Genomic DNA, 19,155 nt, shown 5'->3' with positions numbered 1-19,155 from the left:
TCGTAATAATGATTTAAATGTCTAGATAAGGGGATGGAGTATGAGTGAATTAGAAATTAGGTTGGAGCGTCTTAGGGAAGAACAAATAGGCGATATTGTATCATTATCTTCTTATATTGGTTGGGATTATAACAGGGAAGAAGTTGAAACAATTTTTAACTCAGGTATTGTATACGGCGTATGGAATGAGAGAAAGGAACTTATTGCTAGCGCAGCAATAATATTATATGGGGAGGCGTTGGCATCTATCGGAATGGTAATTGTACATCCAGATTATAAGGGAAGAGGAATTGGAAAGATGATAACAGATTCATGTATTAAGAGTGTACTAGATCATACTCCCATTATGTTGATTGCTACGGATGAGGGAAAGCCTTTATACGAAAAGTTAGGATTCAGGGAAGTAAGCTATGTTTCTAAATATATATGTAACTCGTACAATGCGAATAATCATTGTATAGAAAATGAAGATTATATGATGAATTATGAAGAGTGTGATTTAGAAAAAATAATAAAAATAGATGAAAATGCGTTTGGAACAAATCGAAAGGTGTTTTTAAAGAAAAGGATTATGCAAAGTGAACAATGCAATGTTGTGAAAGATAAGGAACAAAATGTACTAGGATATGGTTTGAGTATACAAACGCCAGAAAATAAAATAATAGGACCAGTCGTTGCTAAAAATAATGCGATGGCAATGAGAATAGTACATGATTTAGCAAGAGGGCATAATGGAAAATTAAGAATGGATGTACCAGAAGGAAAGAACGATTTTATGAAAGAATTAGAGATTGCTGGTTTTAAAAAGGTGAATACACCACCAATTATGATGAAAAATAGTAATCGGTTATTAAAAAGAAATGGTGAACTATATAGTATTGCAGCGCAAATTTTTGGATAAAAAAAGAATCCTTTTAAATGAAGGATTCTTTTTTTATCCCGCTATTTGCCGGGCAGTAAGACTCCCACCCAAAAAATTCAGCGGAAGCAAAGAAGTTAGGTGGGGGATCAACAAACCACCACTGATTAAAGTTTCACTTTATCCAATTTAATCACGATATTGGTCATGAGTTGGCTGAAAGAGGTCTTCCTCGATATCTCTCACCATAGAAAAATTATCAACGTTATAATGACCGTGTAAAGTTTTATTGTGATGACCAATAATTTGTTCTGCAGACAATACGTTAGAATCAGTTGTTGAATGCCCGTTTTTAATTAATGTAACGTCAAATCCTTGTACAGTTGCTGTCCTAACGGCAGTGTCGATACAATGTTCTGTTTTACATCCGCCTATAACAATATGATTAATGTTTTCTTCTTTTAAAAGCTCAAGTAAAGAAGTGCCGTAGAATGAATTGGTTGCTGCTTTATTAATAAGGATTGCAGATTGGGGTACTTGAATTTGATTATGTACTTCAAATCCTTCGCCACTACCAGAAGCAACATCGATATCTCTTACGAAAACAATAAGAGCATTTGAATCTATTGCTTTCTGCAGTGCTATATTTAGTGTAGATAATAGCTCGGTTTTACGAAAAACTGCATTTTCTTGCTCATTTCCATCAATTAATTCTTGTTGAGCGTCGATAATTAATAGTGCTTGTTTCATCGTGTCTCCCCTTTAATATGAAATAAGTTCCACTTTACATATTCCTTCAGATTGTTAGAAAATCCTCCATTGTAAGCGAAGTAGAAGATTGATTTACAAAGTTGTCAAAGAAATTTCATTCTCATAGTGTGTAAAAACATGTATGATAGGAGATGGAGAATTTTTGAGTAGGTGGGAATAACATGCAAACAGTAGAAGATTATCTTTCATTCTTACATACGAAAGGATTTAAATTATCAGAGGAAGCGCAAGGGTTTATTATGTTCGGACAAGGATATACTGGTGCGTCTGATGGGATTGTGAACGCAGCAATAGAAGCGACAATTAAACATCAATTGCAGTTTGATGGTAGTTATTTCGTTGCGTTATTAGAACGATTGAAAGAAGAAGAAATTACAGATAAAAAAAGCGCTAAGGCTTTTATGCGGAAGTTACAAGCGTAACTTCACGCAGCCTGCGCTTCTTTTTTTGTTTTGGAAGGTAATTCAACAAAAATCATGCCTAGGAAAATACATAGACATCCGATAATAGCAGAAATAGAAAGTTGTTCATTTGCAACGAGAACGCCTGTTAAGGCAGCAAAAACGGGCTCCATTGCGAAAATAATTGCTACTCTCGTTGGAGAAGTGTGTTTTTGTGCCGATGTTTGAATGAAAAAAGCAATAGATGTTGCAAACAGGGCAGTTAGAAAGAGTGCGAATAAAAAGGATTGATTCGTCCATAGTGATACTGAAAATAACTTTTCCCAATCTTCAAACAAGAAAGCGCAAATAGAAGAAAATATACCAACAGCTAATACTTGAGATGTGCTTAATAATAAAGGTGATATTTTTTTAGAAAAGAAGCCGTTAATAAGAATATGGGCAGCGAAAGCGACTGCACAACCGAGAACAAGTATATCTCCTATATTTAATTGGAAAGAATCAGCAGCTGTTAATAAGTACAAACCTGTTGTAGCTACAGCAATACCAAGTACGATGAAAATGGTAGCTTTTTGTTTTAAAAAGATAAATGATAAGATTGGGACCATAACAATGCTTAGCCCAGTTAAGAAACCTGCTTTTGAAGATGTTGTATAGAGTAAGCCAAATGTTTGCAATAAATAACCGACAAATAAGAAAAAACCAACGATTATCCCTGCCGTGCTACTATGTTTTATATCTTGTTTTGAAGTTTTTTGTGAGAAAATAATTTGAACGAATAATAAAATAATTCCAGCGAATAAAAAGCGAATACCATTAAACGTAAATGGACCAACGAAAGACATAGCGTTTTGAACGACAACAAACGTAGCTCCCCAAATAAAAGAGACAAATAATAAAGCAAGAGGAGCAATCCACTCTTTTTTCACACTCATACCCCCGTTAATTTTGTAAGATAGCTTTTCTAGCTAATTCATCAGCTACTTTATTTTGACTACTTGGAATCCACTTAATAAAAAAGAGATCGAAGTTTTTTATGTACTGCAGCGCTTCATCTAAAAGAGGTGCAAATATTTTATTTTTTGCGTATTCCTTTTCAACAGCCCGTTCGACAAGCTGGGAATCTGTACGAAAAGAGACAGTGCTATAATTATGCTCGATGCAATATTTTAATGCTAGAAGTAAAGCGCGGTATTCTGCTTCATGATTGGACATTGTTCCAAGTGGTAATGATAATTGTACAGGTGGCTGAACGCCTTTAATAAACACTCCTGCACCAGAAGGACCAGGATTTCCTTTTGATGCACCATCAATATATACTTCAATCAAAATGAGAAACCTCCAAATTATAAGATTATCCCCTACTTAAATGCTTTTTGAAGTAGGGGATAGAGTAGTTATCCGATTGTGATGCTATAACGACATGTAAATGTTTCATTCGCTTGTAAAGATTGAATTCCCTTTTTGTCCTTGAAATCTTTTGCTGGATTTATTTCATCAGCGATTCCATACCAAGGTTCAATACATAAGAAAGGTGCGTTATTCCCTGGTGTCCATACGCCGACAAATGGGAAGCCATCAAATTCTACTTTTACAAATTTATTATGTTTATGAGAACGAATCGAAATTTCATTCGTATTCATATTTTCAAAAATAAGCGCATCATTTTTAAATAAATCATATGTAAGTGGCAATTCAGTTGTATTTTCAGCGATTAATTGCTTTTTGTTTGAAAGATAAGGTCCTTCTAATACGCTTGTTTCTAAGCGTTCCGAACCATTAAACGATAAATGATAATCTGTAAATGATTCACCGTCCAATAAAGGGAAGTTGAAGCCAGGATGTGCTCCGATTGAGAAGAACATCTCTTTTGAAGTAGGATTGTTTACTTCATATGTTACATGAACGATTTGTCCATCTAGCTCATAAGAAACGAGTAGTTCGAATTCGTATGGGTATTTTTTTAATGTTTCTTCATTACTAGTAACGATATAAGTGATTTTTGTTTCGCTTTGTTCTTTCACAGAGAAAGTAAGATCACGAGCGAAACCGTGTTGTGTTAATGAATATGGTTTACCGTCTACGTAGTATGTATTATCTACTAATCGGCCGACAATTGGGAACAAAATTGGTGCACGGCGTCCCCAATAAGTAGAATCACCTTGCCATAAATATTCTGTGTTGTCTTCTTTTAAGCGAACGCTCTGTAATTCTGCACCTTTGTCAGAAATGGAAACGATCACTTTTTCATTTTGAATTGTTGCTGTCATGAAGTGAAACCTCCTAAATCTTTCATATGTTTCATTATACGTTGTCTAAAAGGAAAAAGGTAGTTTATGATAGGAATCTATTGACGAAAGAGGGGCTACCACGTAAAATATAATCTTGTTGCTTAAAAAACGAATAACGTGGTTCGAAACCATCCCACGTAAAAAAACTAAGGAGATTTTGTCATGAATATTAGAACTTTAGTCGGTAATGGTATTTTAGCGGCATTATATATTGCTGTTTCTATGCTTATTCAGCCATTTGGCTTTACGAATGTACAATTTCGTATTTCAGAGATGTTTAATCATCTCGTTGTATTTAACAAGAAAGCAATTTACGGAATTGTATTAGGTGTATTTTTAACGAATCTCTTTTTCTCACCTATGATCGCTTACGATTTAGTATTTGGAGTAGGGCAATCTATTCTTGCGCTAGTTGCAACGATTATTTCTATGCGATTTATTAAAGGTGTTTGGGCTCGTATGATTTTTAATACAGTTATCTTTACAATTACAATGTTTATGATTGCAATTGAACTTCATCTTGCATTGGGTTTACCATTTATGTTGTCTTGGTTAACTTGTGCAATTGGTGAATTTGTTGTCATGGCGATCGGTATGCCTGTAATGTACTGGATTAATAAGCGAGTACAATTTGAAAGATTTATGTAATAGATGAAAGAGCTATTCCTATAGGGATAGCTCTTTTTGTATGTAATCATATTGAATATAATGCTGTGACTCTAGATAAAATATAATAAAATAAAGTGAGGCTTCAATTAGCCGGATATATATAAGAAGTCTTACATAAGGGGAATGTAGTATGAAATATAAAATTCATTGGTTGTATAAAACGAAGCGTGGATTGCAGACGGAATTAACAACAGAGTATATGAACATAGAAGAAGTACTTCAATTTGCAGAGGATTTTGAGAAAACAGGAAGAGCTAAGGAACTTTTATTTTACGATGAAATGGACGCAGAATGGTCATTAAAAGAGATGAAAAAGTTAAGTAAGCAAGTAGAGGAAGAGCTCCAAGAAATACTCGTTTATTTTGATGGGGGGTATGATGTGCAAACGAAAGAAGCTGGCGTTGGTATATGTGTGTATTATAAAACAGGAAATACAAACTACCGCATTCGCCGCAATGCATATATAGAAGGTATATATGATAATAATGAAGCGGAATATGCATCATTATTATACGGTATGAATATACTCGAGGAACTAGGGATTAAGTATGAAGCAGTTACACTTCGCGGAGACTCACAAGTGGTACTGCAGCAATTAGCCGGAGAATGGCCTTGTTATGATGAACATTTAAATCATTATTTAGATCAAATTGAACAAAAGGCGAAGCAAATGAAATTAAAACTTTTATGTGAGCCGATATCTAGAAAACAAAATAAAGAAGCACATCAATTAGCAACGCAAGCATTAGAAGGAACAGTTATTGATAGTCATAAAGAAATAACCGAATAGAGAGGTGCAAAGGTGGATAAAAAGCAACTCATTACAGAGGTAAATGACTTATTAGAAACGTATTGTGAAGGATGTTTTTTGCGAGAACATAATCGAAAGACAAATAGTAAGTATTATGCTCATTCATTTTGTATAAGACAATGTACAGTTGGAGAAACATTGAAAAAGTATGGAGAACAGTTATCATAAAAAAACATCCAGAGAAAATTCTCTGGATGTTTTTTAGTGCTTTGCTTCGCTTAATTGCTGCTCGCATTTGCTTAGTTTCTTTTCCTCGTTCATTAAAAATGGTTCATCTAAATCTACTGCAACAGATTTCATAATTTCAAGCTGTGAGCGAGCTGCTTCTACTGCAGTAGTAGCATGCTCTAATGTATCTGGATCCATTGAAATTGTTGCTGATCCTACCATTTTTTGTGCTGTTTCTACACGGAATTTTACTTCTTCAAAATCATTTACTTCTGATCCCATTGTTACTGCCTCCTTTGTATATTGCGCATTTCACATAGTTTTTGCTCTGTAAAACGGAAATATACAAAGGAATAATAAAGGAGGTTACCAAGTAAGGTAACCTCCTGTTATATGTTGGATTAAAGTTTTACTACGTTAGCAGCTTGAGGTCCGCGGTTACCTTCAGTAATGTCGAAAGATACTTCTTGACCTTCTTCTAAAGCTTTATAGCCGTCTCCTTGAATAGCAGAGAAATGTACGAATACATCGTCAGCGCCTTCCATTTCGATAAATCCAAAACCTTTTTCGTTGTTAAACCATTTTACTTTTCCTTGCATGTTATAATTCCTCCTAAAAGCGTTTACTATTTTCATTTAGTGAAATTCATTTAAAAAATAATATAAACTAAAAATGCTATATTCTTGAATATTCTGCTAAATGATTAATTTAAATATACACGAATTGGGAGAATTTAGTCAAGTAAGCGATTTTATTTTTTGTATTTTTAAATAATTTTTCAGTCGAATTTTTAAATAGGTATAGGACAGGCCGAGTATGTAATATTCTTAATTGAATGCTATACATAATGAGGTGAAAGAATGAATAAGTCTTATTTATTAGATAATGAAGGAATAAGAACGAGAACCGACATACCGGATTGGGTTGCAAAAGAATTTGAGATTTTTTCAAGTGTCGTGTTAGAACCAACTTTTCCATGTTATTTCGGTTTAACAGCTTTGAAAAAGAATGAACTTCGTTATTCATTTCTTTCTCATAATGATTGGAGTCATTTGCCGCATACAATGTTATCTTTTTTAGAGTTAATGAAAGAGAGGCCGATTGTAAGAAGGGGCTTTTTCCTTTTTATAGAACCGGAATGTGAAGAACAATCACTCGAATATTACCGTGATTCCTTTTGGAAAGTGTTACAGTATTTACATGAAAACGATGATCAAGCATGGCCAAAGCAGATTCCTGAAGATCCAGACCATCATTTATGGGAATTTTCATTTGGTGGTGAACCAATATTTGCATTTGGAAATGCGCCAGCTTATAAACAACGAAAAACTAGACATTTAGGGAATTCTCTCGTTATTGGGTTTCAGCCACGCACTATTTTTGATGGATTAGAGGGAGATCGTCCTAAAGGAGCATATTCAAGACAAATGGTCCGTGAGCGAGTTGAAAAGTGGGATCAATTGCCGAAACACCCTAACATTAGTCATTATGGTGACCCAGAGCATCGTGAATGGAAACAATATTTCATAGGAGACGATGTAGAACCAATAAAAGGGAAATGTCCTTTTCTTCATAGGATAGAAAAGTAAGAGCCATCACCTAGATGGCTCTTTTGTATATTTTGGATAAAAAAGGGTATTTTATTACGAAAGCTAGTCTATTTTTTCAAATTATATCATTAACTAGTAATAAAGAGAGTAGAAAGGATAGAGTGATGTTTGGAGCAATTATACAGCAAATCGTATTAGGTATTTCATTAGCTGCACCAGTAGGGCCGATTAATATTGAAATGTTAAAACGAGGAATTGAACGTGGGTTTTGGCATGCTTGGGTTGTTGGAATTGGTGGAATGACTGCAGATGTTTTATTTATGTTACTCATTTATTTCGGTTTATCTTCTGTGTTTATGTATACATATGTACAAGCCTTCATGTATTGCACGGGTTTTTTCTTGTTATTTTATTTAGGATTTCAAAGTGTAAAACAAGGAATTTTCCACTCGAATATGGAATATAAAAAAGAAGAGGTAGGTGGCCTTAAGCAATCGTTTATGGCAGGATTTTTAATTGCGATATCCAATCCATTAAATCTTGTTTTTTGGTTTGGTATATACGGAAGTACACTTAGCTCATTACTTACGAAGGTAACGAAACAAGAAGCTTTTTTGTACAGTCTTTGCATTATTGCTGGTATTATTTTATGGAATTTAAATATTGCTTTTTCTGTACATTTTGGAAGAACTTTATTAAAACCAAAAGCGCTTGGCTACATAACAGCCGGAGCAGGTATTATTTTAGTAGGATATTCTATACATTTTGCATACAAAGCTTTACAGTTGTTCACATAAGATTGAAGGGGAGATTTTTATGTATCGAACCACTATTGACGGAAAAGAAATTATCATTACGTTAGCGCCAAAAATCCGAAAAGAAATTACTGATAGAAATCCACTATATGAGGCGGTATTTCATAATGCTGCAAGATTGCTACAAACAAAGCAACCGACGTTTGCAGTAAATCATGAAATATTTGGGCTCATTATTGGAGAAGTGCAAAGAGGAGAAGTAACAGTATTTGCAGTGGAACATATTATTCCGAAGCAAAATATATTTGGATCGAACAATTTTTTCTCGACAATAGAACAGCAGGCAAATTTGTAAAGTGAATAGAATAAGAATAGAAAAGAAATAGTCGTAACGATATGTTGCGGCTGTTTTTTTGGAAAAGGGGGAAACAAGATGAAGAAAGTGGGGAAAGAGTTCTTTTTACAACATGATATCGTTATTATGTATAGCATTCTATTTATTTTCATTATTATTTTAAAAATGCAATTTTTTACGTGGTTTGGGATGTTAGCATGTATGTTTGGGATTGTTTTCTATACACTTAATGAATATATGACACATCGTTTTTTATTCCATATAAAGCCACCTAAAAACACATTTCTATTAAAAATGTTAAGAAGATTACATTATGATCACCACGTATATCCAGAGGATTTAAAACTTTTGTTTTTACCTGTATGGTTTAGTATACCTAGTTTTACTATTTATTTGCTTATAGCATATGGTATTACAAAAAGTGTTACTATTACACTTTCATTTGGAATCGGAATGATTATCATGCTGCTCGTTTACGAATGGAAACATTATATTGCCCATAGACCGATTCGTCCCGTCACTAAGTTTGGAAGATGGCTAAAAAAACAACATATATTACACCATTATAAAAACGAAAAGTTTTGGTTCGGTGTTTCAAATCCAGTATTCGATTTTATATTTGGAACACTTAAAGACGGAAAAGATGTTGAGTTAAGCGAAACAGCTCGTAATTTAGAAAAGGAAAAAAAGACAAAAGTAGTGCGTTAAGCACTGCTTTTGTCTTAATGAGGAAAAAAAGTAAAGTGTCACTTTATTTTGAAAAAGTATATTAAAAATTTGGGGGAATTTGCTGAAAAATGTCTATCGAAAAATCTTTGCATGAATGTATGGATTGTCTAAAATGAGTATAAGTTTCTGAATATTTATAAAATTTAGTCTTTAGGTATACGAAGGGGAAGTGTATTTCAAGTAAGAGAGGGGATCGGTTAATGAAACGAGATGATACGTCAGCACGTAAGTTGCAAAATGAGGTGAATTATACAGAGGTCGTTCAGTCGGAAGAATTTCAATTGTTATTAAATACGAAAAAGAAGTTTATCGTTCCAATGAGTATTTTCTTTTTTAGTTTTTTTATTGCACTGCCTATTTTAACGTCGTATTCAAAGGTGCTTAATACACCTGCATTTGGTGACGTTACATGGGCGTGGGTATTTGCTTTTTCCCAATTTATCATGACATGGGCACTATGTATGATTTATAGCAAAAAAGCAGAATCATTTGATGAAATCTCCCGAAAAATTCTGCAAAACATGCAAAAAGGGAGGGGCTGAACTTGAATACTACTGCGTTTGCACTATTTTTAATTATCGTTCTTGGTACGCTAGTCATAACCTATTTTGCATCGAAAAAAACGAAAAATGCGAGTGAATTTTATACGGCCGGAGGGGGATTAACTGGTTGGCAAAATGGTCTAGCCATTGCTGGAGATTACATGTCTGCTGCTTCATTTCTTGGTATAGCCGGAGCAATCGCATTAACTGGGTTTGATGGATTCTTTTATAGTATCGGTTTTTTAGTTGCTTATTTAGTTGTACTGTATCTTGTTGCAGAACCGCTTAGAAATTTAGGAAAGTACACTTTGGCGGATATGATTGCAGCACGCTTTGATGCGAAAAAAGTTCGCGGAGTTGCAGCTCTTAATACGATGACGATTTCTATCTTTTACATGATTGCACAATTAGTTGGCGCGGGTGCACTTATTAAATTATTATTAGGGATTGAATATACGACATCTGTATTAATCGTTGGAACACTTATGACGGTGTATGTTATTTTTGGAGGTATGACAGCAACGAGCTGGGTACAAATTGTAAAGGCTGTATTACTTATGGCTGGTACTTTTATTATTTCTGTTATCGTTTTCGCAAAATTCAACTTCAGCGTGACTGAAATGTTCGCCCAAATGAAAACAGCTACACCTTTAAAAGATTCATTTTTAAATCCAGGTGTAAAGTATAAGGATGGTCTTGATACACTTTCTTTAAATTTAGGACTAGTACTTGGTACAGCTGGATTACCACATATACTAGTCCGCTTTTTTACAGTACGTGATGCAAAAACTGCACGTCAATCTGTCGTATATGCGACGTGGTTAATTGGTGCATTTTATATTATGACGATTTTCTTAGGATTTGGTGCGGCAGCGTTTGTAGGAAATGAAGCGATTATTAAAGCGAACCCAGCTGGTAATATGGCGGCACCTTTATTAGCCAAAGCGTTAGGTGGAGACTTCTTATTTGCTTTCGTATCAGCAATTGCTTTTGCAACGATTTTGGCTGTAGTGGCAGGTCTTGTATTAACAGCAGCATCAGCATTCGCTCATGATTTTTATAATGAAATCATTCGTAAAGGAAAATCAACGGAAAAAGAGCAAGTATCCATGGCTCGTTATGCATCTATTGGAGTAGCGATACTATCTATCATACTTGCATTATTTGCCCAAACATTAAACGTAGCATTTTTAGTATCATTAGCATTTGCAGTTGCAGCGAGTGCAAATCTACCAGTAATTTTATTTACAATATATTGGAAGCGTTTTAATACAACGGGTGCTATTTCGGGTATGATTGTAGGTCTTGTATCAGCAATTGTTCTTGTAGCGTTGAGTCCGAATGTTTGGAACCCTGTAGCTGGAAAAGCTATTTTTGTTGGGGAAGCGTTATTCCCATATACGACACCAGGAATTATTTCAATTCCACTCGGATTTCTTGCAGCATATTTAGGAACGGTTTTATCTAGTAAGAAAGAAGATGCAGCGAAATTTGATGAAATTCTAGTGAAATCTAATACTGGTCATGGCATTAGCGATGCGTCTTCACATTAAATAAAAGAGGAGCTTTTCGATAGATAAGAAAAGCTCTTTTTTCTTTTGTCATTTTCTTGTAAATATTACTGATTTGTAAGTAGGATTTGTCTTAATTTTGTGGAATGAAAATAGCAGGGAGAAATTTAAGTCATCATGGCACCAGCGCAGCTTTTGTGAAAAATAAGTTGTTATGGAAGGTGGAAGTAATGATGAAAACGAAGCAAACTGATGAATTATTAGCAAAAGATGAGCAATATGTTTGGCACGGAATGCGTCCCTTTAGTCCAAATAGTACAATGGTAGGGGCAAAAGCTGAAGGGTGCTGGGTTGAAGATATACAAGGAAAAAGATATTTAGATGGTATGAGTGGCCTTTGGTGTGTGAATAGTGGATATGGAAGAAAAGAGCTCGCAGAAGCGGCTTATAAGCAATTACAAACATTATCATACTTTCCAATGTCACAATCCCATGAGCCAGCTATAAAGCTTGCTGAAAAGTTAAATGAGTGGCTTGGGGGAGAGTATGTTATTTTCTTCTCAAATAGTGGTTCAGAAGCGAACGAAACAGCTTTTAAAATAGCAAGACAATACTATGCTCAAAAAGGGGAACCACATCGTTATAAATTTATGTCACGTTATCGTGGGTATCACGGGAATACAATGGCGACAATGGCAGCGACGGGACAAGCGCAGCGTAGATATCAATATGAGCCGTTTGCTTCAGGTTTTTTACATGTAACACCACCGGATTGTTATCGTATGCCTGAAATTGAAGGGCAGCATATTTATGATGTAGAATGTGTGAAAGAAGTCGATCGTGTTATGACGTGGGAATTAAGTGAAACAATTGCTGCGTTTATTATGGAACCTATTATTACAGGCGGGGGCATATTAATGCCACCACAAGACTATATGAAAGCTGTTCATGAGACGTGTCAAAAACATGGTGCCTTGCTTATTAGTGATGAAGTGATTTGCGGTTTTGGGCGTACAGGAAAAGCATTCGGATTTATGAATTATGATGTGAAGCCAGATATTATTACAATGGCAAAAGGTATTACGAGTGCATATTTACCATTATCTGCAACAGCTGTGAAAAAAGAAATATATGAGGCTTTTAAAGGTAAAGGAGAATATGAATTTTTCCGCCATATTAATACATTTGGTGGGAATCCAGCAGCTTGTGCATTAGCACTTAAAAATTTAGAGATTATGGAAAATGAAAATTTAATTGAGCGATCTGCACAAATGGGTTCCCTTTTATTAGAGCAACTAAAAGATGAAATTGGGGAACATCCACTTGTTGGGAATATTAGAGGAAAAGGTCTATTAGTTGGGATTGAATTAGTAAATGATAAAGAGAAGAAAGAGCCAATTGATAATGATAAAATAGCAAGTGTTGTAAATGCTTGTAAAGAAAAGGGCTTAATTATAGGACGAAACGGTATGACAACAGCAGGATATAATAACGTTTTAACATTAGCGCCGCCTCTTGTTATTTCAAGTGAAGAGATTGCTTTCGTTGTTGGAACGTTGAAGACAGCGATGGAGCGTATTTAATAAATAGAGAGAGGAGCGAGCTGTAATATAAGGCTCGCTCTTGTTTAGTAGGAGGGGACTTTTAATGGAGAAATATGATCCTAACAAACATTATCACATCGGATATTATGAAGACGGATATGATTTAGAAGTGACGGCGTACAAAAGAATAAATGAACCAGTTTGGGATGCTTATATTCCGCACTATGAGGCAGACGATTTTTATAAGAAAGTGGAGGGAATGAAGCTAGGTAAATATATAGATGATTATGGCATTATGGTGTATTCATTTGGGAATGATATTGATGATGATGAAGCACGAATTATTTTTGAAAAATGGTTAAAAAAGAACGGGATTGTTTAAAGATAAAACAAAAAGGAGATTGCTATCTTATAAAATAGCAATCTCCTTTTATTATAGTAAATTTATTTACTTGCTTTCATTGCTTTATCTTTTGCACCAAAAGTGTATTTTAACATTGGTGGTGTAATCATTGTAGTTAAAATAACGACAATAACGATTGCTGTAAAGTAATCTTGTGCCAATAGACCTGAAGAAAGTCCTGTTCCTGCGATGATAAGTGCAACTTCACCACGAGAAACCATTCCAGCACCGATAATTGCAGAAGACTTAGCGTCAAATCCAGTCATTCGAGCACCGAATCCACAGCCGATTAATTTCGTTAATACAGCGATAACAGTTAATGCTAAGATGAACCAAATTTGATTGCCGATACCGTCAAATGTAATATTCATACCGATACTAACGAAGAATACGGGAACGAACATAGCGTAAGCAATTGGTTCTACTTTCTTTTCTACTTCATGTTTGTAGTTTGTTTGAGAAATTGCAATACCAGCAGCGAAAGCACCGATAATACCAGCAATTCCTAATAATTCGCCGAAATATGCGAATGAGAAACAGATGATAAGAGCCGCGCTCACGATAGACTCAGATACGCGCAGTGGTGATAACCAGCGCATAATCGCAGGAACACCTTTCCATCCGATTAAAATAATAGAAGCGAAGAATACTACTTTCTTCAAGATAACCATTGTTAAGTTAACATCATCAGTACCTAAGAAGCTCATTGCAAATGCTAATAAAATAACAACAAGAATGTCATCAAATACAGCGGCTCCAAGCATCGTCGTACTTTCACGTGTTTTCATTTTACCTAAATCACGAAGTGTTTGTACGGAAATACTAACACTTGTCGCACATAGAAGTAATCCTAAGAATACAGCGTTTCCTTGTTCCATTCCCATCACAAGACCGGAAACGTAACCACCTACGAATGGAAGAATGATACCTCCGAGTGCAACTGCTAAAGAAGAATTACGATTTGCGTTTAATTCTTCTAAGTCTGTTTCAAGTCCAGCCATAAACATTAAAAGAATAACTCCGACATTACTTAATTGAGTTAGAAGCTCTGAATTTTCAATCCAACCTAATACAGCTGGACCGATAACGATACCGACAATTAATTTACCTAGTACAGAAGGTTGACCTAATCTAACACTAAGATCACCAGCAAGCTTTGTACTTAATAAAATAAGTGCAATTTGAAAGAAAAATTCGAATTCCATCTGATCCTCTCCTCGTCATTTTTAATTTTATCATACGATTTCTCGGAATTTGCCTAATGAAAATATGTAAAACCCATTAAACAAAAGGGTCTGATTACAAGTTCTTTTGAACTCGTAATTTGAACCTGTAATTAATATATAATAAAATTTATTAAAAATCAATGAAAAAATAGCAGATTTTCATGATGGAATTTGATTTAGGTATGAAGGGAATGGCTATATAATAAGAAGAAATAAGGCAATATTTTTAATGAATTGGAGAAGGAAACATGTTATTAAATAAACGCTTTACAATTGGAGAAATGGCAAAAATGCATAATATCGCAGAATCTACATTGAGGTATTATGATGAAAAAGGAATTTTTCATCCGTCCATTGTTGATCCTCAAACGAATTATCGTTATTATACAATCGATCAATTTTCACTGTTAGATACGATTAAATTTTTACGCCAGTTAAATATTCCGTTAAAGGAAATTAAGAAATATATTGATGAAAGAAATCCAACATACGCACTCAATTTACTGGAAAAACAACAAGAAATGATGCTGAAGAAACAAAGAGAAATTGAATATGCCTTAGCAAAAATGGAACATAGAATTCATTTAATTAAGGAAGCAACAAAAGCAAAAGCTGAACAAATGGTAATTAAAGAGATTCCGCAGCGGAAAATTACAGCAATTGCGGTTGCTCCAAATACGACGGATGATATGTTTGAGTACTACATCCATTCGTTGCAAAAAAATATGAGGCAAATGGATGATAGTTTATTTTCTGGAGATATTGGTGTAACTGTTGCGAAAAAAGGATTAATGCAAAATGAGTTTCAAGCATATAGTAGTGTTTTCATTCTTTTGGATTACATGCCCTTTCAAGTGAATAGTTCAGATGAAATTAAAGCAGGTATATTTGCCTGTGTATATCACCACGGGCCATATGAAGAAACTGATGAAACATATAAGAAATTAATAAAATATATTGATCAAGAAGGATATGAAATAGACGGAGATTCGATTGAGATTGCATTAATTGATTGGTCTGTAACAGAAAATCCAGAGGAGCAAGTAACAGAAATTCAAATTCCTATAATGAAAAAACAAAGCAATAAGTTATAGGACTCGTATAATTACAAATGAGCATCAAACGCGATAATTAAGTTACCTATTTTTTAATTCTCTATTGACCTTCAAGTTACTTGAAGGTTTAAACTGAGGAAAGAGAGTTGAAAAAAGGAGCATATTAGAGTATGGAAGCAACAGAAAAATTAAGAGAAAAACCGATAAAAAGTTTATTTATTTCTTATTTAATACCAGCTGTTCTAGGAATGGTATTAATGTCAGTTAATATTGTAATTGATGCGGTCATGATTAGTAGAGGAGTTGGGGCGAACGGTTTAGCAGGAGTAAACGTGGCTATTCCAGCGTTTTCGATTTTTTTCTCTATTTCATTATGGATCGGAATGGGCGGGGCAACGTTATATTCCATTGCATTAGGTGAAAATAAACGAGAAAGAGCAAGGTCTATTTTTACTCAATCCATGACGGTAGCAGTTGTTATCGTAGGTGTTTTAGCGGCTATTTGTTTATGGAGAATAGAAGATTTAGCGTACTTATTTGGTGCAAATGAAGTGATTTTACCATATGCGTTAGACTATTTACACGTATTATTAACATTTGGAATGATATACGTTTTAGAAAATATTTTAAGTACATTTATACGAAATGATGGAAATCCTAATTTAGCAATGGCAGGTCTTGTTGTAACGGCTGTATTAAATATAGTATTTGACTATATCTTTATTTTTATCTTTGGATGGGGGGTAACAGGTGCTGCTTCAGCGACTATTCTTTCGGCAGCGATTGGTTTCCTTGTATTATTAACTCATTTCTTTAGAAAAAGTAGTATTTTAAAATGGACGAAATTCCATTTTGAATGGGATACTGTCAAACAAATTATGGTGATTGGTTTCCCAAGTTTTACAGCAGAAAGTACGGTTGCAATCGTAACGATTGGTTTTAATATCGCATTCGTCCAATATGCAGGAGAAGTAGGAGTAGCTTCCTATGCGATGGTGAATAGTATTCATGCAATGGCATTACTACTATTCTTCGGTGTAGGTGCTGCATTGCAACCGATTGCTAGTTTCCATTATGGGGCAAACTTATCAGAAAGATTGCGTGAAGGATTGCAGTTTGCTGTGAAAATTGCTGTTGTACTTGGGGGCATTGCGATAATTGTCGGATTATTCTTCGGGAAATATATCATTGGTCTATTTGATGTCCAATCTCCAGAATTATTGGAGTTAACATTAACGGGTATTAGCTTATTCTTTATTCAATACGTATTTTTAGGCTATAACATTGTGTATGGAGAGTACTTCCAATCAGTGCGACAAACGAAGAAATCAGTACTGATTATAATGAGCCGAGGGTTACTATTTATCATTCCATTGTTATGGATTATGCCGAAATTATTTGGGATAAACGGAATTTGGCTCGTTATGCCAGTTGCTGAAGTAATGACAGCAATTATCGTATTTACGATGAATCGTATGAAACATCCTGTTCCATTAAATATGGCAGGAGAGAAAGAAGCGATATGATGAAGAAAATCCCCTTAAGCAATTAAGGGGATTTTTTTATTCCTTTAAACTAATCGCAAAAGATCCATCCGTTTCTTGAACAGAAGCGAAAGCGACGTTTTTAATATTTGTAATTCCTTTTTCTTTTAATTCTTTATATAACCATTTTTCATCTTTATGGATTAACTTTAAGTTATCGTATTGAATTTGTGAATCGACGATAAGTGCAATTGGTAATCCAGCATACTTAACATCTATGTTTAAATCTTTTGGAGTTAATGGTACAAGTTCTCTTTTTGGTAAAATACTAATAGCTCCGTTCGCTTCTAAAATGGCGTATTCAATTTCATGAACACTCGGATATCCTGCAACGCGAAGATTAGAAAGTAGTTCGGCAATGGGATATCTACTTTTTTGTAAGTTCTCAAAAATAATATCACCATGTTTAATTAAAATGATAGGGTGTCCGAGAATAAAACGATTTAGTTTGTTGAATAGGCTTAATTTTGTAAGGAGTAAATGTAAACATGTAATAACAACCATACCGAGAAATGCTTGTAAAGCACCAGAGACGGGTATGGCCTGGAAAGCTAAATAAGATAAAAAGATTATAGCCCCAAAATCATGAGGAGTTAGTTGTGCTAACGCGGATTTACCGAGTAACTTAAGCGATAGTAAAAATAAGATGAAAAAGAACGACACGTTACATAAAAAGAGAAGCAATAGAGACACTCCTTGGTGTAAAGTTGTACTTACTATTCCCGAAAGTAATATAAATATTACCTTTCAGAGGATAATTTAGGGTTTATTGGAATTTGTCTGTATACAAACAAATAAATGGATATTATCATGAAGGAAGTAAAAGAAAATAGGAGTATATGAGTATGAGAAAGAAGAAAATAATAAAGTGTATTTTAGTTGTTATAATGATTTGCGCCGTATATGCGGGGTTTTTACAATATCACATTTATAAGCATGGACATATGAATGCAAGTGACGATGCTGAGTACATAATTGTACTAGGATCGAAAGTAAATGGAACGAAACCATCTTATTCATTGCAATATCGTATTGATAAAGCAGCTGAATATTTAAAATCACATGAGAAAACAATCGCTATCGTATCTGGAGGACAAGGAAAAGGTGAAGACATTTCAGAAGCATTAGCAATGAAACAAGGACTAATAAAACAAAACATCGCAGAAGACCGTATTATAATGGAGGACAAATCTACGAGTACAGATGAGAATATTACATTCTCAAAACCGTTAATTCCAGCCGATATGAAAAAAGGTATGATCGTAACAAACGATTTTCATATGTTTAGAGCGAAAAAAATAGCTGCCAAACAAGGTTTACAATTAGAAGGTCTTCCGGCAAAAACACCGAAACCAATCATCATTCCATCGAATGTACGAGAATATTTAGCCATTACACAGTATTGGTTTATGAATCGAATATAGTGAAAGTGATCCCGTCTGAAACTTCAGACGGGATTTAATTTGAGGAAAATCTTACAAATATGTCACGTTAGTGAAAGGTAAAGCGATAGTTTCTAGAATGATTTCCTGACATAATGAAAGTAACAAAAACTATTTAGAGGTGAATCGGATGAAAGGAAATAATATTTTATCTTCGTTATGTTACTTTAGTATCTTTTTTGCACCATTTTTACTACCAATTATCGTGTACTTTGTTGCAGAAGATGAAGTGAAATATCACGCGAAAAAAGCATTTTGGTCACATGTTTTCCCATACGTAATCTTATTTGGAGGACTAGCAGTATCAGGAATGTACGGTTTAGGTTTCAATCAATCTGACGGTGCTGGAATTGGAATGATTATCACATATGCAGTGTTCATTCTTGTAGGAATTTACTACTTCATTTGGAATATCGTAAAAGGTATTAAAGTTTTGAAAACGGCGTAATAAGACAATTGTAATTTCATTTACCGTATTCATAGACGTTTTAAAAAAAGAGCAATTCAAAATGAAGTGACCCCTAAAAGT

The 19,155-nt window shown here is 34.4% G+C and carries 25 protein-coding genes and 1 riboswitch; of the genes, 17 read left to right on the top strand and 8 right to left on the bottom strand.

The genetic code is table 11. The features are described from left to right. The first annotated feature begins 40 nt into the window (after positions 1–40). Positions 41–901 (top strand): GNAT family N-acetyltransferase, encoded by an 861-nt coding sequence (locus DN400_RS01230; protein ID WP_097912269.1) that lies wholly within the window; start codon positions 41–43, stop codon positions 899–901. A gap of 147 nt (positions 902–1,048) precedes the next feature. Here the strand turns inward: DN400_RS01230 and DN400_RS01225 are convergent, their stop codons facing one another. Next, positions 1,049–1,609, bottom strand: coding sequence for a cysteine hydrolase family protein (locus DN400_RS01225; RefSeq protein ID WP_000806310.1), 561 nt, complete (start codon positions 1,607–1,609; stop codon positions 1,049–1,051). 182 nt (positions 1,610–1,791) lie between these two features. On the opposite strand from DN400_RS01225, the gene DN400_RS01220 reads away from it, so the two are divergent. Beyond that, positions 1,792–2,052 carry a DUF6123 family protein gene (locus tag DN400_RS01220; RefSeq protein ID WP_001195212.1) on the top strand — a complete coding sequence of 87 codons (261 nt, stop codon included), beginning with the start codon at positions 1,792–1,794 and terminating at the stop codon, positions 2,050–2,052. A gap of 2 nt (positions 2,053–2,054) precedes the next feature. Here the strand turns inward: DN400_RS01220 and DN400_RS01215 are convergent, their stop codons facing one another. The 3 genes from DN400_RS01215 to DN400_RS01205 form a co-directional block, all read right to left on the bottom strand. Beyond that, on the bottom strand, positions 2,055–2,960 hold the full coding sequence (locus DN400_RS01215) for a DMT family transporter (RefSeq protein WP_000712599.1): 906 nt from the start codon (positions 2,958–2,960) through the stop codon (positions 2,055–2,057). Between the two features lie 13 nt (positions 2,961–2,973). Continuing rightward, entirely contained in the window at positions 2,974–3,360 is a 387-nt protein-coding gene (locus DN400_RS01210; RefSeq protein WP_000573877.1) for a reverse transcriptase-like protein, read from the bottom strand. Positions 3,361–3,428: 68 nt separating this feature from the next. Then, positions 3,429–4,301 (bottom strand): aldose 1-epimerase family protein, encoded by an 873-nt coding sequence (locus DN400_RS01205; protein WP_071714519.1) that lies wholly within the window; start codon positions 4,299–4,301, stop codon positions 3,429–3,431. Positions 4,302–4,433: 132 nt separating this feature from the next. Beyond that, positions 4,434–4,478: riboswitch (PreQ1 riboswitch) on the top strand. Positions 4,479–4,484: 6 nt separating this feature from the next. Between DN400_RS01205 and DN400_RS01200 the strand changes: the two genes are divergently transcribed. From DN400_RS01200 to DN400_RS01190, 3 genes are all read left to right on the top strand, one after another. Continuing rightward, the gene (locus DN400_RS01200) at positions 4,485–4,970 is read left to right on the top strand and encodes a QueT transporter family protein (RefSeq protein WP_001026474.1); all 486 of its coding nucleotides are present in this window, start codon (positions 4,485–4,487) and stop codon (positions 4,968–4,970) included. Between the two features lie 151 nt (positions 4,971–5,121). Then, entirely contained in the window at positions 5,122–5,781 is a 660-nt protein-coding gene (locus DN400_RS01195) for a ribonuclease H family protein (protein ID WP_147801481.1), read from the top strand. Between the two features lie 12 nt (positions 5,782–5,793). Further along, positions 5,794–5,970 carry a zinc-finger domain-containing protein gene (locus DN400_RS01190; RefSeq protein WP_000358801.1) on the top strand — a complete coding sequence of 59 codons (177 nt, stop codon included), beginning with the start codon at positions 5,794–5,796 and terminating at the stop codon, positions 5,968–5,970. Positions 5,971–6,003: 33 nt separating this feature from the next. On the opposite strand, the gene DN400_RS01185 is transcribed toward DN400_RS01190, so the two are convergent. Both DN400_RS01185 and cspB read right to left on the bottom strand, forming a co-directional pair. Continuing rightward, positions 6,004–6,252, bottom strand: coding sequence for a DUF2564 family protein (locus DN400_RS01185; RefSeq protein ID WP_147801480.1), 249 nt, complete (start codon positions 6,250–6,252; stop codon positions 6,004–6,006). A gap of 119 nt (positions 6,253–6,371) precedes the next feature. Next, positions 6,372–6,569 carry a cold shock-like protein CspB gene (gene cspB, locus DN400_RS01180; protein WP_001161731.1) on the bottom strand — a complete coding sequence of 66 codons (198 nt, stop codon included), beginning with the start codon at positions 6,567–6,569 and terminating at the stop codon, positions 6,372–6,374. Positions 6,570–6,830: 261 nt separating this feature from the next. Here cspB and DN400_RS01175 point away from each other — a divergent pair, with 261 nt between their 5' ends. The 8 genes from DN400_RS01175 (at position 6,831) to DN400_RS01140 (ending at position 13,338) form a co-directional block, all read left to right on the top strand. After that, positions 6,831–7,559, top strand: a complete 729-nt coding sequence (locus DN400_RS01175) for a YqcI/YcgG family protein (protein ID WP_001043751.1) — start codon at positions 6,831–6,833, stop codon at positions 7,557–7,559. Between the two features lie 14 nt (positions 7,560–7,573). After that, positions 7,574–8,317 carry a LysE family transporter gene (locus tag DN400_RS01170; protein WP_001196847.1) on the top strand — a complete coding sequence of 248 codons (744 nt, stop codon included), beginning with the start codon at positions 7,574–7,576 and terminating at the stop codon, positions 8,315–8,317. Between the two features lie 19 nt (positions 8,318–8,336). Next, on the top strand, positions 8,337–8,630 hold the full coding sequence (locus tag DN400_RS01165) for a hypothetical protein (protein ID WP_000286363.1): 294 nt from the start codon (positions 8,337–8,339) through the stop codon (positions 8,628–8,630). Positions 8,631–8,708: 78 nt separating this feature from the next. Beyond that, positions 8,709–9,338 carry a sterol desaturase family protein gene (locus DN400_RS01160; RefSeq protein ID WP_090975970.1) on the top strand — a complete coding sequence of 210 codons (630 nt, stop codon included), beginning with the start codon at positions 8,709–8,711 and terminating at the stop codon, positions 9,336–9,338. Between the two features lie 221 nt (positions 9,339–9,559). Then, positions 9,560–9,901, top strand: a complete 342-nt coding sequence (locus DN400_RS01155) for a DUF485 domain-containing protein (RefSeq protein WP_000817372.1) — start codon at positions 9,560–9,562, stop codon at positions 9,899–9,901. Between the two features lie 2 nt (positions 9,902–9,903). After that, complete coding sequence (locus DN400_RS01150; protein ID WP_001098239.1) at positions 9,904–11,454, top strand: solute symporter family protein; 1,551 nt, start codon at positions 9,904–9,906, stop codon at positions 11,452–11,454. Positions 11,455–11,645: 191 nt separating this feature from the next. After that, positions 11,646–12,995: an aspartate aminotransferase family protein gene (locus tag DN400_RS01145; RefSeq protein WP_147801479.1), complete on the top strand. Its 1,350-nt coding sequence runs from the start codon at positions 11,646–11,648 to the stop codon at positions 12,993–12,995. Between the two features lie 64 nt (positions 12,996–13,059). Further along, positions 13,060–13,338, top strand: a complete 279-nt coding sequence (locus DN400_RS01140; protein ID WP_000417068.1) for a DUF3986 family protein — start codon at positions 13,060–13,062, stop codon at positions 13,336–13,338. A gap of 62 nt (positions 13,339–13,400) precedes the next feature. On the opposite strand, the gene DN400_RS01135 is transcribed toward DN400_RS01140, so the two are convergent. Next, complete coding sequence (locus tag DN400_RS01135) at positions 13,401–14,564, bottom strand: cation:proton antiporter (protein WP_000393901.1); 1,164 nt, start codon at positions 14,562–14,564, stop codon at positions 13,401–13,403. 269 nt (positions 14,565–14,833) lie between these two features. On the opposite strand from DN400_RS01135, the gene DN400_RS01130 reads away from it, so the two are divergent. Then, the gene (locus tag DN400_RS01130) at positions 14,834–15,679 is read left to right on the top strand and encodes a MerR family transcriptional regulator (RefSeq protein WP_000925940.1); all 846 of its coding nucleotides are present in this window, start codon (positions 14,834–14,836) and stop codon (positions 15,677–15,679) included. Positions 15,680–15,810: 131 nt separating this feature from the next. Next, on the top strand, positions 15,811–17,166 hold the full coding sequence (locus DN400_RS01125) for an MATE family efflux transporter (protein WP_000388396.1): 1,356 nt from the start codon (positions 15,811–15,813) through the stop codon (positions 17,164–17,166). 36 nt (positions 17,167–17,202) lie between these two features. Here the strand turns inward: DN400_RS01125 and DN400_RS01120 are convergent, their stop codons facing one another. After that, entirely contained in the window at positions 17,203–17,868 is a 666-nt protein-coding gene (locus DN400_RS01120; RefSeq protein WP_000923922.1) for a DUF421 domain-containing protein, read from the bottom strand. Positions 17,869–18,029: 161 nt separating this feature from the next. Between DN400_RS01120 and DN400_RS01115 the strand changes: the two genes are divergently transcribed. Both DN400_RS01115 and DN400_RS01110 read left to right on the top strand, forming a co-directional pair. Beyond that, complete coding sequence (locus DN400_RS01115) at positions 18,030–18,608, top strand: YdcF family protein (protein ID WP_001227657.1); 579 nt, start codon at positions 18,030–18,032, stop codon at positions 18,606–18,608. Positions 18,609–18,756: 148 nt separating this feature from the next. Then, positions 18,757–19,074, top strand: a complete 318-nt coding sequence (locus tag DN400_RS01110) for a magnetosome magnetite crystal formation protein family (RefSeq protein ID WP_016513067.1) — start codon at positions 18,757–18,759, stop codon at positions 19,072–19,074. Positions 19,075–19,155: the final 81 nt, after the last annotated feature.

Source organism: Bacillus sp. AR8-1 (genome assembly GCF_008042345.1).
In the GTDB taxonomy this organism is placed as follows: domain Bacteria; phylum Bacillota; class Bacilli; order Bacillales; family Bacillaceae_G; genus Bacillus_A; species Bacillus_A cereus.
Note: the sequence above shows the minus strand (reverse complement) of the source record. Positions and strands in the feature narration are given on the sequence as shown.

Excerpts from the sequence above, each read along its gene's own strand:
- DN400_RS01170 (WP_001196847.1), top strand. The coding sequence starts at position 7,574 with ATGGCTCTTTTGTATATTTTGGATAAAAAAGGGTATTTTATTACGAAA.
- DN400_RS01230 (WP_097912269.1), top strand. The coding sequence starts at position 41 with ATGAGTGAATTAGAAATTAGGTTGGAGCGTCTTAGGGAAGAACAAATA.
- DN400_RS01200 (WP_001026474.1), top strand. The coding sequence starts at position 4,485 with ATGAATATTAGAACTTTAGTCGGTAATGGTATTTTAGCGGCATTATAT.
- DN400_RS01195 (WP_147801481.1), top strand. The coding sequence starts at position 5,122 with ATGAAATATAAAATTCATTGGTTGTATAAAACGAAGCGTGGATTGCAG.
- DN400_RS01160 (WP_090975970.1), top strand. The coding sequence starts at position 8,709 with ATGAAGAAAGTGGGGAAAGAGTTCTTTTTACAACATGATATCGTTATT.
- DN400_RS01125 (WP_000388396.1), top strand. The coding sequence starts at position 15,811 with ATGGAAGCAACAGAAAAATTAAGAGAAAAACCGATAAAAAGTTTATTT.
- DN400_RS01130 (WP_000925940.1), top strand. The coding sequence starts at position 14,834 with ATGTTATTAAATAAACGCTTTACAATTGGAGAAATGGCAAAAATGCAT.
- DN400_RS01140 (WP_000417068.1), top strand. The coding sequence starts at position 13,060 with ATGGAGAAATATGATCCTAACAAACATTATCACATCGGATATTATGAA.
- DN400_RS01135 (WP_000393901.1), bottom strand. The coding sequence starts at position 14,564 with ATGGAATTCGAATTTTTCTTTCAAATTGCACTTATTTTATTAAGTACA.
- DN400_RS01165 (WP_000286363.1), top strand. The coding sequence starts at position 8,337 with ATGTATCGAACCACTATTGACGGAAAAGAAATTATCATTACGTTAGCG.
- DN400_RS01205 (WP_071714519.1), bottom strand. The coding sequence starts at position 4,301 with ATGACAGCAACAATTCAAAATGAAAAAGTGATCGTTTCCATTTCTGAC.
- DN400_RS01110 (WP_016513067.1), top strand. The coding sequence starts at position 18,757 with ATGAAAGGAAATAATATTTTATCTTCGTTATGTTACTTTAGTATCTTT.
- cspB (WP_001161731.1), bottom strand. The coding sequence starts at position 6,569 with ATGCAAGGAAAAGTAAAATGGTTTAACAACGAAAAAGGTTTTGGATTT.
- DN400_RS01220 (WP_001195212.1), top strand. The coding sequence starts at position 1,792 with ATGCAAACAGTAGAAGATTATCTTTCATTCTTACATACGAAAGGATTT.
- DN400_RS01175 (WP_001043751.1), top strand. The coding sequence starts at position 6,831 with ATGAATAAGTCTTATTTATTAGATAATGAAGGAATAAGAACGAGAACC.
- DN400_RS01145 (WP_147801479.1), top strand. The coding sequence starts at position 11,646 with ATGAAAACGAAGCAAACTGATGAATTATTAGCAAAAGATGAGCAATAT.
- DN400_RS01115 (WP_001227657.1), top strand. The coding sequence starts at position 18,030 with ATGAGAAAGAAGAAAATAATAAAGTGTATTTTAGTTGTTATAATGATT.
- DN400_RS01155 (WP_000817372.1), top strand. The coding sequence starts at position 9,560 with ATGAAACGAGATGATACGTCAGCACGTAAGTTGCAAAATGAGGTGAAT.
- DN400_RS01185 (WP_147801480.1), bottom strand. The coding sequence starts at position 6,252 with ATGGGATCAGAAGTAAATGATTTTGAAGAAGTAAAATTCCGTGTAGAA.
- DN400_RS01225 (WP_000806310.1), bottom strand. The coding sequence starts at position 1,609 with ATGAAACAAGCACTATTAATTATCGACGCTCAACAAGAATTAATTGAT.